General features: G+C 45.5%; 14 protein-coding genes. All 14 read right to left on the bottom strand.

Going from position 1 to position 14,275, the window contains the following annotated elements; translation table 11 throughout:
* Nucleotides 1-75 precede the first annotated feature (75 nt).
* On the bottom strand, nt 76-1,107 hold the full coding sequence (locus ACJV45_RS00775) for a DUF6273 domain-containing protein (RefSeq protein ID WP_419397434.1): 1,032 nt from the start codon (nt 1,105-1,107) through the stop codon (nt 76-78).
* Complete coding sequence (locus ACJV45_RS00770) at nt 1,104-3,533, bottom strand: alanine-zipper protein (protein ID WP_419397433.1); 2,430 nt, start codon at nt 3,531-3,533, stop codon at nt 1,104-1,106. The genes ACJV45_RS00775 and ACJV45_RS00770 overlap by 4 nt, the downstream gene beginning before the upstream one ends.
* Nucleotides 3,526-3,684: a hypothetical protein gene (locus tag ACJV45_RS00765; protein ID WP_419397432.1), complete on the bottom strand. Its 159-nt coding sequence runs from the start codon at nt 3,682-3,684 to the stop codon at nt 3,526-3,528. The genes ACJV45_RS00770 and ACJV45_RS00765 overlap by 8 nt, the downstream gene beginning before the upstream one ends.
* A gap of 68 nt (nt 3,685-3,752) precedes the next feature.
* Nucleotides 3,753-5,795, bottom strand: a complete 2,043-nt coding sequence (locus ACJV45_RS00760) for a phage tail spike protein (RefSeq protein ID WP_419397431.1) — start codon at nt 5,793-5,795, stop codon at nt 3,753-3,755.
* Nucleotides 5,788-6,540 carry a phage tail spike protein gene (locus ACJV45_RS00755; RefSeq protein ID WP_419397430.1) on the bottom strand — a complete coding sequence of 251 codons (753 nt, stop codon included), beginning with the start codon at nt 6,538-6,540 and terminating at the stop codon, nt 5,788-5,790. Before ACJV45_RS00755 ends, ACJV45_RS00760 begins: the two co-directional genes overlap by 8 nt.
* 2 nt (nt 6,541-6,542) lie before the next feature.
* Nucleotides 6,543-7,292 carry a phage distal tail protein gene (locus ACJV45_RS00750; protein ID WP_419397429.1) on the bottom strand — a complete coding sequence of 250 codons (750 nt, stop codon included), beginning with the start codon at nt 7,290-7,292 and terminating at the stop codon, nt 6,543-6,545.
* Between the two features lie 3 nt (nt 7,293-7,295).
* Nucleotides 7,296-10,880 carry a phage tail tape measure protein gene (locus ACJV45_RS00745; RefSeq protein WP_419397428.1) on the bottom strand — a complete coding sequence of 1,195 codons (3,585 nt, stop codon included), beginning with the start codon at nt 10,878-10,880 and terminating at the stop codon, nt 7,296-7,298.
* Nucleotides 10,881-11,231, bottom strand: a complete 351-nt coding sequence (locus ACJV45_RS00740) for a hypothetical protein (RefSeq protein ID WP_419397427.1) — start codon at nt 11,229-11,231, stop codon at nt 10,881-10,883. It abuts the gene before it with no gap.
* 14 nt (nt 11,232-11,245) lie between these two features.
* The gene (locus ACJV45_RS00735) at nt 11,246-11,746 is read right to left on the bottom strand and encodes a hypothetical protein (RefSeq protein WP_415702727.1); all 501 of its coding nucleotides are present in this window, start codon (nt 11,744-11,746) and stop codon (nt 11,246-11,248) included.
* A gap of 140 nt (nt 11,747-11,886) precedes the next feature.
* Complete coding sequence (locus tag ACJV45_RS00730) at nt 11,887-12,471, bottom strand: phage tail tube protein (RefSeq protein WP_419397426.1); 585 nt, start codon at nt 12,469-12,471, stop codon at nt 11,887-11,889.
* Between the two features lie 8 nt (nt 12,472-12,479).
* Nucleotides 12,480-12,881 (bottom strand): hypothetical protein, encoded by a 402-nt coding sequence (locus ACJV45_RS00725; RefSeq protein ID WP_415702723.1) that lies wholly within the window; start codon nt 12,879-12,881, stop codon nt 12,480-12,482.
* Nucleotides 12,878-13,249 (bottom strand): hypothetical protein, encoded by a 372-nt coding sequence (locus tag ACJV45_RS00720; protein ID WP_415702721.1) that lies wholly within the window; start codon nt 13,247-13,249, stop codon nt 12,878-12,880. Before ACJV45_RS00720 ends, ACJV45_RS00725 begins: the two co-directional genes overlap by 4 nt.
* Complete coding sequence (locus ACJV45_RS00715; RefSeq protein ID WP_415702720.1) at nt 13,236-13,700, bottom strand: DUF6093 family protein; 465 nt, start codon at nt 13,698-13,700, stop codon at nt 13,236-13,238. The genes ACJV45_RS00720 and ACJV45_RS00715 overlap by 14 nt, the downstream gene beginning before the upstream one ends.
* The gene (locus ACJV45_RS00710; RefSeq protein ID WP_419397425.1) at nt 13,697-14,275 is read right to left on the bottom strand and encodes a hypothetical protein; all 579 of its coding nucleotides are present in this window, start codon (nt 14,273-14,275) and stop codon (nt 13,697-13,699) included. Before ACJV45_RS00710 ends, ACJV45_RS00715 begins: the two co-directional genes overlap by 4 nt.

Raw genomic sequence — 14,275 nt, 5'->3', positions numbered from 1 at the left:
TAAAATCTTTCTGTAGATATGGTTTGAGGCCGCACAGAGGCGGCCTCAAGATTAATAGATGCGCATAGCTTTCATCTATGCGATGCAGAAGCACGGGAGCGCGCCGCCCGAACCGTAGTAATTGTAGTAGTTGTCCGAGCCGTCATTGCTGACCACAGGCACGTACGGCGAGTCGTCAGCGTACGTGCTGCGCAACCAATACCATTGATTAGAACGTATACGACTACTATTATCTGAGAAGCATGCCCACTTCGAATAATAGCTAGAAGACTCTTTAGAATAGTGTTTTTCTCCGAATGCTTCAATCTCAGACGGTGGAAAAACATGCTCATTAACAAAGCTTCGTCCTCCGTCAGAATTCGTACAAGGCAAGCTCATATTAAGCACGTAAGACTTCAATGACGACGGCATAGCATTATAAAAATCGTTAAGCTTACTCTCTAAATCAGAGTGTGGATATCTATTACTATAATTCGTCGAAAACTTCAGAGTGCCTGGCAATAGCTTATCAGGCACAAGCAAAGCCTCGTTTCGCCCGTAGTGATTAAACTCGGAAACGGTCCAACGGTAAGTCGTGCCATTTACCGTTTCGTCAAAGTAGTCGCCAGCGTTTACCATGTAGCGCTTACCGTCACGGATAGCGCGCGCGATAATCTCCGCGCCCGACGAATAATCCTCAAACGGTTTCCAGCCAGGGAGCGGCTCAAAGCTAGGAGAAAGCTGCTTCGGCGACGTATGCGCGCTAAACCACTCACGCGCCTCGCTAGGATTCAAGCCAGCTTGCAAAGTAAGAGGCACATCCAAACTCACGCCACTATCATCAGTCGCACGAAAATGAATAACCGTTTTAGTAGTCTTAGCAAACTTCTCATCAGGCGTTATAACACGCAAACCGTGATTAGGCTGTTTCTCAAGCCTCACGCGCGAATCATCACAAGACACGTCGTAAAGCTCCACACGGCTCAAATCCATTATTGGCGTAATACGCAAGTCCACACTTTGATTTTTTGCAAGAGTTAGCGAGCTAGCAGACGCTGTAAGAGACTTAAGCTTAATATCACCATTACCGCCGCTGCCGCCGTAGAAAATAGGTTGTATCACCGTCATTGCTTGACCTCCTGCTCGAGAACAGTAAACTTCAAATCGATTGGCTTCTTAACAATTATTCTCAAATCTCCTTTAATGCTTGGATCGTCATCAGAATCCAAGAAAATAGGAGATGCTTCAGCATACAATTTCACTTCATTCTGAGATTTTGGTTTTAAAGAGATAGTCCGCACGCGATGCGTACCAACGATTGAGTCAGAAATTGGAATATTTGCTATGTTCTCTTTAAACTCATCAGCTGTAACAGTAAGAGTATAAATCTGTGATTTTGTAGAAATAGTAATACCGTCCATTGGATTGTTTTGACTAATAAATTCAACACCAGCGCCCGCGCGCAAGTATTTACCTTCACGGCACGCTGTTAACGCATTATCCATTGACGCTATCTTATTTCTATTATTGTCAGCTTGCTCAACAGCAGAGTTAGCTGTACTCTGAGCCTGTTGTGCCGCATTAGCAGCATCATTCGCCTTACTCTGAGCCGCTTCAGCCGTATTCTTAACTGTCGTTACACTAGGCACACTAATACTCACGCCGTCCATCGGATTCTGCGTCATCTGCGTGATTTGCACATTCTCACCAGCACGCATATACAAGCCTTTACGCGACGCTGCTAAGATATCATATATTGACACTATTTTGTTTCTATTAGCGTCGATTTGCTCAATGGCGCTGTTAGCTGTGCTTTGAGCGCGCTCAGCCGCGTTGGCTGCATCGTTGGCTTTACTCGTAGCTTGCTCAGCAGTAGTGCGCGCCGCATCAGCCGTAGAGTTAGCCGTACCAGCCACGCTTTTAGCATCAGCTGCCGTCTGTTCAACAGCCTTCAAACGCGTTTCACTCTCTTGCAAAGCCTGCTGTACTTTGCCAGCCGCCTCAGTAGCCTGTTGTGCCGCACTATTAGCCGCGCCAGTCGCACTATTAGCCTTGCCAGCCGCCTCACCAGCAGCAGACGCTTGCGCATTAGCCGTACGAGTCGCCTCCAATGCAGCCTCTTTAGTCTGCTTCAACTCATCAACCGCGCCAACCACTCGCTTAGCAGTCTCACCAGCATCCTTCACTTGGTCAAGCACGCTCTGAGCTTGAGCAACAGCCGTAGCAGACTCCTGAGCAGTATGCAACGCCTGATTAGCCGCTTCTACAGCTTGTTCGCTAGTCTGCTTTGCCTGCGCAACCTCACCACTAACATTCCTATAAGCCTGTGCTGCCTCATTACATTTTTGAGCAGCACTATTCGCGTCAAACCCAGCACGCTGAGCCTTAACAACTTCTTCTTTCAGTGCTGCTAAGTCTGTCTCGGTTTGCTTGTTGGCAGCCTCAGTTTTCTCACGAACCAAATCCGCCGCTTGCGCCGCACTATTAGCTTTACCAGTCGCTTCACCAGCTGCTTGGATAGCCTGTTGTGCCGTCTGTATTGCGCTATTCGTTTTGCCTGCCGCCTCGGTAGCCGCCTGAGCCGCACTATTAGCGGTTTGTGCCGCGTCAGACGCTTGTTGCGCGTTCGACTTTAGATCCGCGATAGTACGCTCAGCTGCTTGTGCAGTGTCCGTAGCCTGTTGTGCCGCCTGAGATGCTTTACTCTTAGCCTCGTCTACGCTTTGAGCTGCCTCAGTAGCCTGTTGTGCCGCACTATTCGCTTTACTCGTAGCCTCACTTACACTACTAGCAGCCTCAGTAGCCTTACCAGCCGCCGTATTAGCGTCAGCAGCCGCCTGCTCACACTTATGAATCACGCCATCAAACGTGGTCTTAGCATTGTTAGCAGCATCAACAGCCGCCGACACTCTACCAGCAACCGCATTAGCATTATCAGCAGCCTGTTGAGCCTTACCAGCAGCGTCAGTAGCAGCTTGCGTCGCCGTATTAGTGCCACTCACAGCCTGTTCAGCACGCTGCACAGCCTCATCAGCCTTGTGAGCTGTCGCCTCACTCTTCGACACAAGTTGAGAAAACTCGGTCGTCAACGCCGCAACTTTAGCAGTCTGTTCACGAGCCGCATTAGCAGCATCAACCAAATCCGCGTGCGTCAACACCGACTCTGGGCTACCGTAATCAACAACAGGACGCTCCACAATAGCAGTAAAGTTGCGAGAACACACAATACTATCGCCACGCTTTACTTCAAAGCCAAGCGTCACAGTACCCGAGTGAGCACAAGCAGCAACAGGAACAGCAACCTGCCATACGCGTCCATCAGGACTATCCGTCGCCGCCATTTTTACGCGACCACCAATCAGAACGCCAATCTGCCAATTGTACGTGAGATAAACCTCAAGATTTGAATCATTATCAGGCACGCCATTATCCAACAATTGCACGCGAATAATACGACCGTTTGCGTCACCACCATGCAATCGCACATCAGGGATAAAAGCGTTCGCATAATCAAGTTGGATAACGCTCCGCGTAGCATTCTGAAAATCACTCATGTTTTTCACCCTTACTATTAGCAGCCGCCTCAAGCTCCTGCACTCTTTGAGCAAGAACCCTAGTACGCGCTTGCAAACGCGCATTATCTAAACTCAGATTCGCAATCATCAATTGCAAATTCTCAATAGTGATATCATTCTCGGATTGCATAAAGCACCCCTCCTAATAAAAAAGCCGAGCATTATGCTCAGCAAACAATAAAACAAAAACTTCAAATACTATGCCCAAGAATCGTCAACCACAAAACCCTGCGCAAAACCAAAGCGAACAGGAACAACGCCCCCGACTGTTCCAGTATTCTGATCCCAACTCGTTGGCAGATAATAAGTCTGCACAGCCATATTCACTCCACCGCCGCTAATCATGCAAGATTTATCGATGACGGCTTCAGTGAGACTTCGATGAGATAGGCTTAAATTACCAAGAATTGTGAACCCTGGCGCGTGCGCTACGCCTGTTCCGTCATTACTGAGAATCATACGTGCTTGCCCACCACACCACCAGCTAAGAGTCGTATGCCAGTCGTCAGCCTCAAAAGCCATAGTTGGCTCACCCCAGTAGCCAGCGCGATAGCCAATATGACCAAAACTGTTACCTGCAGACGTGGAAAAATGAATGCCATCAGTCATCAAAGCCATGTGCTCGTTGTAAATCATGCCATTATTAATCGTCATGCCACCAATTTCACCACGTGCCACGTGAATATTTGAATTTGTTAAATCCCACCAGTTAGAGTTCGCGTAATCCTGAATGCGCCCAGCACGAATAAGATTCGCATCCAAATTACCAGTCTTAATCATGTCCGCACTAAGATAGCCAGTGCGCATATAAGATGCGTTTAAATAAACGTGTCCGCCGCTCAAATAAATACCCTGCGTTTCACCGCCGTTCGTGAGTTTGTTGAAAATCGACTCTTGAGTCAACGACGCATTCATTTTTGAAATCACGCCGCCCGCACTATCGTCAACAATCTGCTTAACAGTTTTGCCGCCAATCCTAGCTGTTGATTGCAAGCTGAACTCACCAGTGTCGAGATTCCAAAAATTCTTACCAACGGCATCACTTAGAACGCCAGTGTAGATACGGTTCGCGTAAATACCAGACCCATCAGCAAGATTTTTCCAATCCCAATCACCATTAGGTTTCAAAGAATCAGCAACACGCCAGAATCCGCCACCAAGCTGAATAGCCTTAGTTGGATGCTCATCTTCTGGCTTATCGTAAATAAGAATACCTTCGTCAGGTGTAAGATAAGTATATCCTCCACGAGCATTGAGCAGCTCGTTCATACGATTAATTAAATCGTGAACATAAATATTTCCACAGTCTGCAGCCGTATTCCAGTCAGACGACCTCGCAATAAGCTCATCAAGTTTTTGCTGTTGTGCCGCCCTACGCTGCGTATAGGTTTCTTGGATCGTACCAAGAGTTATTCGAGTAGAATCCACAGACTCTAATAAATCTTCCTCGATTTTCAGCACACGACCTTCAACGCGAATAGGAGGCGTGAACGTAGTATCAACAATTTGAACTACATCTCCAACTCCAACAGCGTCTGGGCTAAATCCTGCTCTACCAAGAGAAACAACATCAGCTTCATAAGATATTTGCGGTTTGCTCAGCTTCTCTAAGCGTTTTTTACCAAGCGACAATAATGTGTTTGGGTCTTCAATATCGTCAAATACGACTTCTGACTCTAGAGGCAAGATACCACCAAGCCCATCAGGGATTCCCCAATTGCTGGTTGCTGCTTCATCTTCCACATACGGCAAATCATTGTTTATTTCAGCAATGCCTATACGTGCTTCAGAATCCCCCGCTCCCATTGTTTTTTTGCGCAACTCAGCGAGCGCCTTATCTGCAGCTTTACGAGCCTTTTCTTCTTTTCGCGCCTGTTCTCTCGCTAATTTGCGGTCAAGCGCGAGCGCGCGTTTTTGTTCTCTAGCTAAGCGCCTTTCTTCAGCTTCACGCTGCCGTTCTGCTTTTTTGAGTGCGACGAGTCTTTTATGTTCTGCTATTCGTTTTTGTCTAGCAGCGCGTTTTGCTAGTCTTTGTTCTCGTTTTTTTTGTGCAATAAGTTTTCTTGCTGCTTTGCGTGCGGCAGCTTGTTGTCTTCTTGCTTCGGCTGCTGCTTTGCGTGCGGCGGCGTTTGTTGTTTTTTGTTTGTGTACACGCGTTCTTGTTCTTTTATTAGTTTCAGGCGATGGCGTGTATGGTGTGTATGGCGTTACACCCCCCCAGCCGACATATTCATCACTCATTGTTCACCTCGCTTTGATTTAAGGTTATGTTGGTGCCAACTGTTTTTATGGTGCTTGCTGCATCATTAGATCCGTCTGCTGCTTTATCAGGGGTTGAATGGGAAATTGTTTTCCCCCATACATATAGGCGTGTTACTACTTGAGCGGCGTCGATTGTTCTTTTAATGCTTTTTAAGTCGCGCGCATACTCGAATCTTTTACTTGGGTCTTTTGCGCCGCGATGTTCTATAAGGTTTACGCATCGACTGACGACGTGATTGTCGTCAAGGGTTACGCTGGTTTCTAGTTCAAGCCCGCATTTTTTGCATAGTGCTTGAATGGCTTTGAGTACTGTTGTGTGGTAGAAAGCGTAGTCAGAGCGTTGTTCTAGAGTGCCGTTTTCTACTCGCCCAGTATTCCATCTAGTAGTTTCTAGTAAAGCTGATAGGCGCCCTTGTGCGTTAGTGTCCACTCCTCGTAGATCTTCAATATAAACATCGTTTAGCTCAGCTATGCTGTTTACGCATTGAAAAGTCGTGAAAGGCACTTCGTCTGCTCTAGATGCTTGAACGGCTTGGACTAAATATTCGGCGCCTAATCCTTGAGAATCTGTGAATACGATTCTATCGCCTTTGTTAATACCGTCATCGCTACAAGTTATGTCTAGTGTGTCTACGCCGTCTACTCCTCTAGTTCTTTTAGCGTGAGTGACGCATTTTAATATTCCTAGTAAAGAATCGTCGTGTCCTACATGAAAAAATCTCATTTTCATTCTCCATACATGTATAAAGGTGTAAAAGACATTGTTCCCGTAGCTCCTGTGACGCTAACGTGATTTAAGCCTGTGGAAAGTGGGAAAAAATCGCTTTGTAATGAGGGAACTATAATGTTCCCGTTTAGTTTGACGACTCGTGTTTGTGGAGCCATGTCTATAATTAGATGACCTCCGTCAACTAAACCTGTGAAAGAAAGCATCTTAATAGATTCTGTTGTTGCAATAAGGACACTTGTGTCAGATACTCGTAAATCGAATTTTGCCCAGCATGGTCTATCCCCTTCCACAGTAAAGTCTGTTTCCCCGCCAACAGCAATAACTTTTGTATCCCCATAGGCTAGAGGCGCTGCGATCATCACAAGGTCAAAACTGTATTTTGCCGTATTGCCATAAACGTAGATTGGTTTCCAGTTTTTGAATTGGATAAATCCCTGCCAGCAAGGTTCGTACGCAAACTGTACTGTAGAAATGCTCCCAGTAAGCGCTGCAAGCTTGCGTTGTAGGCTAGAGATATCCTCTACATACCCTATGGTGCATAAAGATATTGTGACTGTACGCTCTTTCAAAGGAGCATTACCGTCTTCATCTCTAAGAGTCGTATCAACAAGCATTGTGCTGCCTGGCACTCGTTGGAATTTGGTGATTGCTTCAGGAGCACTAACCCTCATACCAGGGTGAGTCATTAGAATACCTAATTCGTCGATAGGAATACCATTGATTTTTAAAATATTTTCATAACTCATTTTTCACCTTCCAAGCTCACTAAGCCTGTTAAGCTCTCGAGAAATCGGAGACGCGAGCATTCCTGCCATAGTTTCGCGCCCATTTGCGTCCAACTTGAGTTTTATGCCGTCGTCAAAAACACCTCGAATCGCATTAGCGACCGTCTGAGAATCCCCGCTATTACCAATATGCTCATTAAGCACACGAATATCAGAACGCAAACCCTCAACTGTTTTAACAAGCATCACGTCGCCACTACTAGAACTCATCGGTTGCATCGATTGCGCGCCACTATAATTGAGCCTGTCAAGCATACTTACGCCTAGACGCTGCACAGCTGCCGCTGTCATAACATACTCGCCGTTAGAAAGCATCGCTGGGATACTGTCAGATGTGCCTGTGCCAGCACCGTATACGACGCCACCGTGCGCACGATGCACTCGAGCGTTAATGTTCACGCTTGCGCGATTAATAGCATTGATCGCACTCCAAACGCTTGACGCGTCAGCATAAAAATGCACAGTCTTATTACTTACTCTAGCGGACTGAACCTCATTATATTTTTGCTGAAAAGCATTTTTATTGCCTTTAATAACGACCGTCTTATCTGGGATTTTAGACGTGTTAACATCACTAATAGCCTTCTTCGCAAAGCGAGGATTACCTTTAATGACGACTGTCTTATCTGGGATTTTAGACGTGTTAACATCACTAATAGCCTTCTTCGCAAAGCGAGGATTACCTTTAATGACGACTGTCTTATCTGGGATTTTAGCAGCTTTCGCACCAGCAATCATAGTGTCAAAATTGCGTTTATCTCCTTTAATGACGACTGTTTTATCTGGGATTTTAATTTTTTTAACCCCATTAATGCCTGTTTGAATCTGTTTAAGATCAGGCTTTACTCTAGCTTTAATATCAGGTAGTTTCATTTTTTTAACAGCCGCGTATACAGTTTGTAACTGTTTCTTATCGACTACAATCTGCATTTTTTTACTATCAAGCTTCGTCTTAGTTATTTGCTTAATAGCTTCTAACGCTTGCTTATTGTCGCCACTAATTTGGAATTTGCCGCCCTTAAGCTCTTTAACGGCAAGATTTTGCTTCTTAAACACTTCACTAAAATCATCTTTAGCTGTGATTTTAGATTCAACATTAGAGGATTTGACTTCGTCAATTAAGCTCTTAAGAGAATCCCTTGTGAGTCCCCAACTTTTAGCTAATTTTTCCGCCTGCTCTTTACTAAGCCCCATTTTTGAAGCAATATCAATAAAAGCTGAGCTGCCCTTTTCAAACAAGCCTGTAATAGTGTTAAGACTGTCTCCGTTCGATGCCATAGCTTCAGCGGTTGTAAAGCACTGTTTTGCCAATCTGGACAACGCGTCCATATTTTTATCAGCTGCTTCAGTATTATCCATCCAATGTCTTCCCGATTCAGCTGCTGCCTTGCCCGCATCGCGAATAGCTTTATCCAAATCGGTAATACTGTGTTGAGCGTTCATAGTGAAGCCATAATACTTCTCAATCGCTTCAACATTATTATTTAACGCTTGTGCTTGAGCATTAATAGCATCTTTGCTGGCTCCGAATTTTGCAGCAAGAATATCCTCAACTTTAGCGACTTTAAGGACTTCACCACTGTTTTTTGCAGCAGCGTCCGCGCCCCTCATAAGCGCATCAGTGTGTTGAGATGCTGCAATCACATTAGCTTTACGCTGAGCCTGTTCCTCCTTAAGAGCAGCATCAGCGTCCTTAATGCTTTTCTTAGCCTGCTCATACCCCTCTTTAAGCACACTGATAGAGTTTCTAGCTACAATATGATCCGCCGCTGCGTTTTGCCAAGTTTTATTCAAAGCCTTATTAAATGATGCGATGGACGTCTTGCCGCCTCTAACAGCGCCAATGAACGTATCCATACTCACGCCGCAATTTTTAAGCGCATCAGTAAAGCTCATGGTGCCTTTTGTAAACCAGCTGACACCATCATTACCTTTTCTTAATTCGTCAGCAAGCCTACGATACACGTCGCCACTATCACGTGCTGTATCTTTTAGAGCATCAGTCTGTCTTTTTGCCGCGTCCGCCTTAGCTTGCCATGAAGCAAACCCAATAGCAGCTACAGCCAACGATGCTGCCAGCACACCTGTTGCTACAGCACTTAAACCCAGCACACTTGCCCTAAATTCACTAATCCCTGCTTTAGTGCCAACTATTCTGTACCAAATATTAGAGAATGCTTCAGTTGCTGTTTTAGACAAATTCCTAAAAGCCAACTCAAGCCCCATGCCAAGCTTTGTAGTTCTTAGCATTGTGAACAATGTTTTGATTTTGCCGCCAATAAAATCAAAGCTTTTAGCAATAAGCCCATTGTAACGTTTGCTTTTAAGATACAAGTCATATATTCCTGCACCTAAGCCAGTTAATGCCGTAATAGCAACAATTGCTTGCTGCACTCCAGACGGTAGTGACGCAAAAGCATTTACTAAGTCTGTAACAGCACCAACCATGCTGCTAATAATGCCTTTCCCGCCGCTACCAATCTTAATAAGCATCGCGTCCCACGCGTTGCCAAGACGTGTTACTTGTCCTTTAAGGTTATCCATTTGAGTTGCAGCGACGCGCCCTGCGAACCCCTGCTGGTTAACCATCTTCGTGTACTTTTCAACAGCTTTTGCCCCTCCCTCATATAAGGTGTTAGCTGTTGTTAATGCTGCGTTAGAAAAAATACGACCCATAGCAGCATTACGTTCTGCTTGTGTCATTTTGCCGAGTTTATCGTGCAATTGTTGAGCAACGCTGGCAAGCCCAACAAATTTTCCATTAGAATCATAAATCTGCAAGCCCAAGGCTTTCACCGCGCCCTGCGCTCTTATAGACGGTGCAACAAGATTCTGAAGCATAGCATTAAACTTCGTACCAGCATCAGAACCAACCAAGCCCTTAGATGCAAACAGTGTGAGCGCACCAACAGTCTCCTCAACACTCATTCCGAGAATATGAGCGTTAACACCAACGTTCTTCAACGCCTCGCCCATATCTTGTACGCCGCCCTGTGCCATGTTCGCGCCAGCCGCAAGTAAATCGGCAACATGAGAAGCTTTTTCTCCACTCAGCCCAAACTGATTCAAGGCAGACGCTGTAAGTTCGGCTGCGTTAGCCGCGTCCATCTCACCTGCGGCAGCCAAGTCAAGAGCGCCCTTCAAGCCGCCGCCAATAATATCTTTAACACTGACGCCAGCTTTACCAAGCTCGTTAATAGCGTTTGCAGCTTGAGTTGCAGAAAACATTCCACTACGACCAGCTTCAAGAGCAGCTGTTTCAAGTTTCTTTAACTCGCCAGCATTCTCAGTAACGTTCGCTCGAACAGCTGCCATTGATTGGTCAAACTCAGCAAAACGCCGCACAGCGTCTACTCCAATTGCTGTCGCAACAGCCCCAGCACCAATAGCAAGAGCATTCAAAACGCGCTTAGTTTTCTGCCCAGCAGAGCCAGCGCTTTTTATAAAACTGTCAAATTTGCCAGTTAAATGCGATGCCGTCTGAAGCTTTGCTGAGTAGTCAGCAATATCAGCGGTCATGCGAATAGTAATATTTTCGTTTTGCGCCATTTACTCCTCCTCAACCCCATATGGCACCAACTTTGCTGTCTGAGAACGCGTGGTACCTGGACGGTCATCTTTCAAATACTTTTCCATCGCTTGCTCACGCATCGCGCTTATAAAACATGTTTCGATTTTCGCGCGTGCAAACGTGTCATTTACTTTCAAATAGTCATGGCAGAAACTAGATGGCATGCCACACAATGGGCAAAGAGTTGCGTTCTCATATTCTTCTAACGCAATCATCCACGCGCGCTCTGTTTCGTCCCATTCGATTGGATCTTCATCTGTTGGCCGCCAGCCACAAAATCGCTTATAAGAAATCCCCAGCCTGCGTGCTATTTTCAGCTGTTCTACCAAGCTGGGGAAATATTCTAAATAAGCTGCGTTAATTCTTTTGGGAACGCGGTAGTAGGCTCGTTGAGATTTTGAATTGTTGTAATAATGTCTGTAATTTGCGAGTCTGCAAGCTCTGGCAGTAATTGTTTTACATCATCATTGCTTACGCTTCGTTTGCTCATCTTGTATTGTGCTTTAACGATCATTGCGGGAAAAGCATCTAAAGCCGCTTCTTTGACGTTAGTTGTTGGGGCATCTTCGCCTTCCTTAGTTTCTGTATTCTTGAGAACGAATTCGCTCCACTTAGAGTGGTTTAAACCTTGCAAAGTTATAGTGATTACGCTACGGTCTGCGACTTCTTTTGTCTTGTGAATTTCTTCTAGTACTTCATCTGCTGAGCGTCCGTCGCGAATGGCATTCGTCTCATCTTGTTGCATGAGAACGAGTTCTTGTGTGAGCATGAGTGTTTTCTGCAATGCTACAAGGTCGGTTACGATATCAACAGTTAATTGTGGTCGAGTGTATTTAATAGGCATAATAAAACTCCAAATAATAGGGGGAAGGGGTATGTTGTGGCGTTAAAGAGTAAAGGCGTGTGCGAGGAAAGGAACAAAAGCTCGCACACGCTTCCCCTATATTTCTCACCAGCCGCCACAAGACTAGCAAGAAAGAATCATTACTGTTGTGGAGAACTCGACACTACAGCAGAAGATGTAGTAGTCACACCAGCAGCCGCTACGACAACGCTTTCCTCATCAGAAGAAGAAGGATCAGCAGCAAAATTAATCAAACTCATCTGTCGATTATCTTTAAACGCTGTCTTCAAACCAATAGTCGCTGGGAATACGCTAACAACATCACCAGCAGCAAACTCTTCAGACGCCTTCTTGCCGCGCCTGCGCACAAAGAAACCACGAGCACCTTTGGTTAGCGCTTTAATAGCTTCGTTGTACTGTGTTGCGTCTTTAGTGTTCGTATTATCGATGACGTGCAGTTTACCGTTCTCGTACTTTTCCATGCCGTTAATCTTTCCTGCTACCGCATAGGCTTCGCGTTCATCGTTAAAAGTCTCCTGCGAGTGGTCAAGATTAAAAGCGTCGTGAGAACCTAAGTAAATACTTAAATCGATGTTTCCATCTTTTTCCAATTCAGCCACGGTCGGCTTGTGAATATCCGCAATGCCGTTTGTTGCTGGCACCCAAATAGTACGATGCAAGCCAGCCGCGAGATGTGTTGGGACTTTAGCAATTTCAACTGTCATAATGTCTCCTAAATATTAAATGCGAACCGCCATTCGACGACTCGCACAACATAATTCATGTTTTGTTTGAGATTCTTCATATCTCCTGGGTATGAGCCAGAATCCCTATAGACGCTCATGCCTTCAATGTTTTGCAATTTTGCCGTTTCAACCATATCTATGAGTTTTTCAGCGAGTAGATCGACGCTTAGTTGTGACGCGTTGACAATGCGAGCCTGTATGAGTGCGTATCGCAATCGTGTTTCGCCAGCCTCACAATGGAACCTGTTTTGTGGTTTTACTGTGAAAATAACCCATGGAGGGAGCGTTGTTTTAGAGAGCGGTGCTTGCCCATCTTCGTAACGTTTCCACCCATCAGGTAGTTTTATGATGTTTAAAGCCTCTTTTCGAGCTTCGAGGAAAGTTGTCATATCTCAATACCAACCTTTCTCATTTCTTCAAGCATCGTGTCAAACTCAGGCTGTGCATACTCGTAGAATTTGTGAGTGCCGCCACCATACATAGATCCAAAAAAAGCAAAGTTAATAATGCTACCTGGACTACCTTTTAGAGGCGCTACAGTAGCTGTAACTGTGTGAAACTTTTTCTCAATCTCATATGCGATAGGTGTTCTGCGAAAATACCAGTAGTGCGACTTTGCTAAATCAGCTTTAACAGCTTTTTTAACATTAAGAGCCGCGTGAGTAACGATTTTTTCAACCTGCTCATCTTTCATACGAGCTGTTTCATTTAGCGTGTTTAAAAACCGTGTAAGCTCAGAAGATTCAAGACGAAACATTAGCTTCCCCTGTCTCCACTGTCTCAATATTCGCGTTTAATACCCAGCGTTGCGCCGAGGTAAACGTTTTAGAGCTAGTATTTAACGCCAGCTTAAACACGCGATTCTCGAGATTTTTGTTAACACTGTGAAGAACCTCTACAATGTCGCCTGGCTCAAGCCCTTTGGTGCGCATAGGGAAATGAACCCCCAATGTGGAGGAAAGCAAAGGAGAACCATAGCTTACCTTATCGCTTAGTCTCACACCGTTTGCAGTATTAGCACTATTTGCACCGTTAGAATCGTAAGCCTGCAACTTGCATTTGCCTTCATATATTTTCATATATGACGGTTTTTGCAATGCAGTTTGCTCATCTAGCGTGTAGCCTGTTATCCGCTTCACCAGAACCGTGTCAACCATAAGCTGTTCTGCTGCCTGTTGAGCGCGACGAACAATATTAAAAATACTCATATTATCCTCACCGCCAACCCAGTAGAACCAAACCGCGAGCGCAACATTTTGCATGTTGCTTCAGGTAGTTGCATGACGTCTATAAGAGCGTTTTCACCTTGCGTGTAACCGACTTGATAGTCGTCAATTCGCTCGTAAGATATGCCAGCGTGCGTTTGAAGCCCACCGTTTTCTGTTTGCGCTAATCCTGCCGCAACCATTGAACAGCAAAGACGCTTAATGTCTTCTGGAACGTTCGTGAACCCAGCTGTGAATGTTATTTGCACGGTAGTTGGCTCATTAGGAGACGCCCAATCTTTGTCACGATATAAAGCATCTCCAATTAGTTTCCAACTATTGTCAAGTACTCCATCAACTAGAACAGATTCAACGCTAATGACGGGGCGAAACGGTAAAGGCTGGCGCTTACGATCTACACCTTGCAAAACCACCGTATGTGTGCCTCGTATGATAGGGGAACCAGCAGCTGCTGTAATGCTGCTGCTGGCAACCTCTAATAGTGCTTCAGCTTCCGCCTCACGCCCGTCAACCTGCACTTTGAAACGGCGGCAATCATCTATCGTCGCCAAGCTCAT

The sequence above is a fragment of the Gardnerella lacydonensis genome, from assembly GCF_048545055.1.
GTDB lineage: Bacteria > Actinomycetota > Actinomycetes > Actinomycetales > Bifidobacteriaceae > Bifidobacterium > Bifidobacterium vaginale_C.
Note: the sequence above shows the minus strand (reverse complement) of the source record. Positions and strands in the feature narration are given on the sequence as shown.

Excerpts from the sequence above, each read along its gene's own strand:
- ACJV45_RS00775 (WP_419397434.1), bottom strand. The coding sequence starts at position 1,107 with ATGACGGTGATACAACCTATTTTCTACGGCGGCAGCGGCGGTAATGGT.
- ACJV45_RS00770 (WP_419397433.1), bottom strand. The coding sequence starts at position 3,533 with ATGAGTGATTTTCAGAATGCTACGCGGAGCGTTATCCAACTTGATTAT.
- ACJV45_RS00765 (WP_419397432.1), bottom strand. The coding sequence starts at position 3,684 with ATGCAATCCGAGAATGATATCACTATTGAGAATTTGCAATTGATGATT.
- ACJV45_RS00760 (WP_419397431.1), bottom strand. The coding sequence starts at position 5,795 with ATGAGTGATGAATATGTCGGCTGGGGGGGTGTAACGCCATACACACCA.
- ACJV45_RS00755 (WP_419397430.1), bottom strand. The coding sequence starts at position 6,540 with ATGAGATTTTTTCATGTAGGACACGACGATTCTTTACTAGGAATATTA.
- ACJV45_RS00750 (WP_419397429.1), bottom strand. The coding sequence starts at position 7,292 with ATGAGTTATGAAAATATTTTAAAAATCAATGGTATTCCTATCGACGAA.
- ACJV45_RS00745 (WP_419397428.1), bottom strand. The coding sequence starts at position 10,880 with ATGGCGCAAAACGAAAATATTACTATTCGCATGACCGCTGATATTGCT.
- ACJV45_RS00735 (WP_415702727.1), bottom strand. The coding sequence starts at position 11,746 with ATGCCTATTAAATACACTCGACCACAATTAACTGTTGATATCGTAACC.
- ACJV45_RS00730 (WP_419397426.1), bottom strand. The coding sequence starts at position 12,471 with ATGACAGTTGAAATTGCTAAAGTCCCAACACATCTCGCGGCTGGCTTG.
- ACJV45_RS00725 (WP_415702723.1), bottom strand. The coding sequence starts at position 12,881 with ATGACAACTTTCCTCGAAGCTCGAAAAGAGGCTTTAAACATCATAAAA.
- ACJV45_RS00720 (WP_415702721.1), bottom strand. The coding sequence starts at position 13,249 with ATGTTTCGTCTTGAATCTTCTGAGCTTACACGGTTTTTAAACACGCTA.
- ACJV45_RS00715 (WP_415702720.1), bottom strand. The coding sequence starts at position 13,700 with ATGAGTATTTTTAATATTGTTCGTCGCGCTCAACAGGCAGCAGAACAG.
- ACJV45_RS00710 (WP_419397425.1), bottom strand. The coding sequence starts at position 14,275 with ATGAGCTTGGCGACGATAGATGATTGCCGCCGTTTCAAAGTGCAGGTT.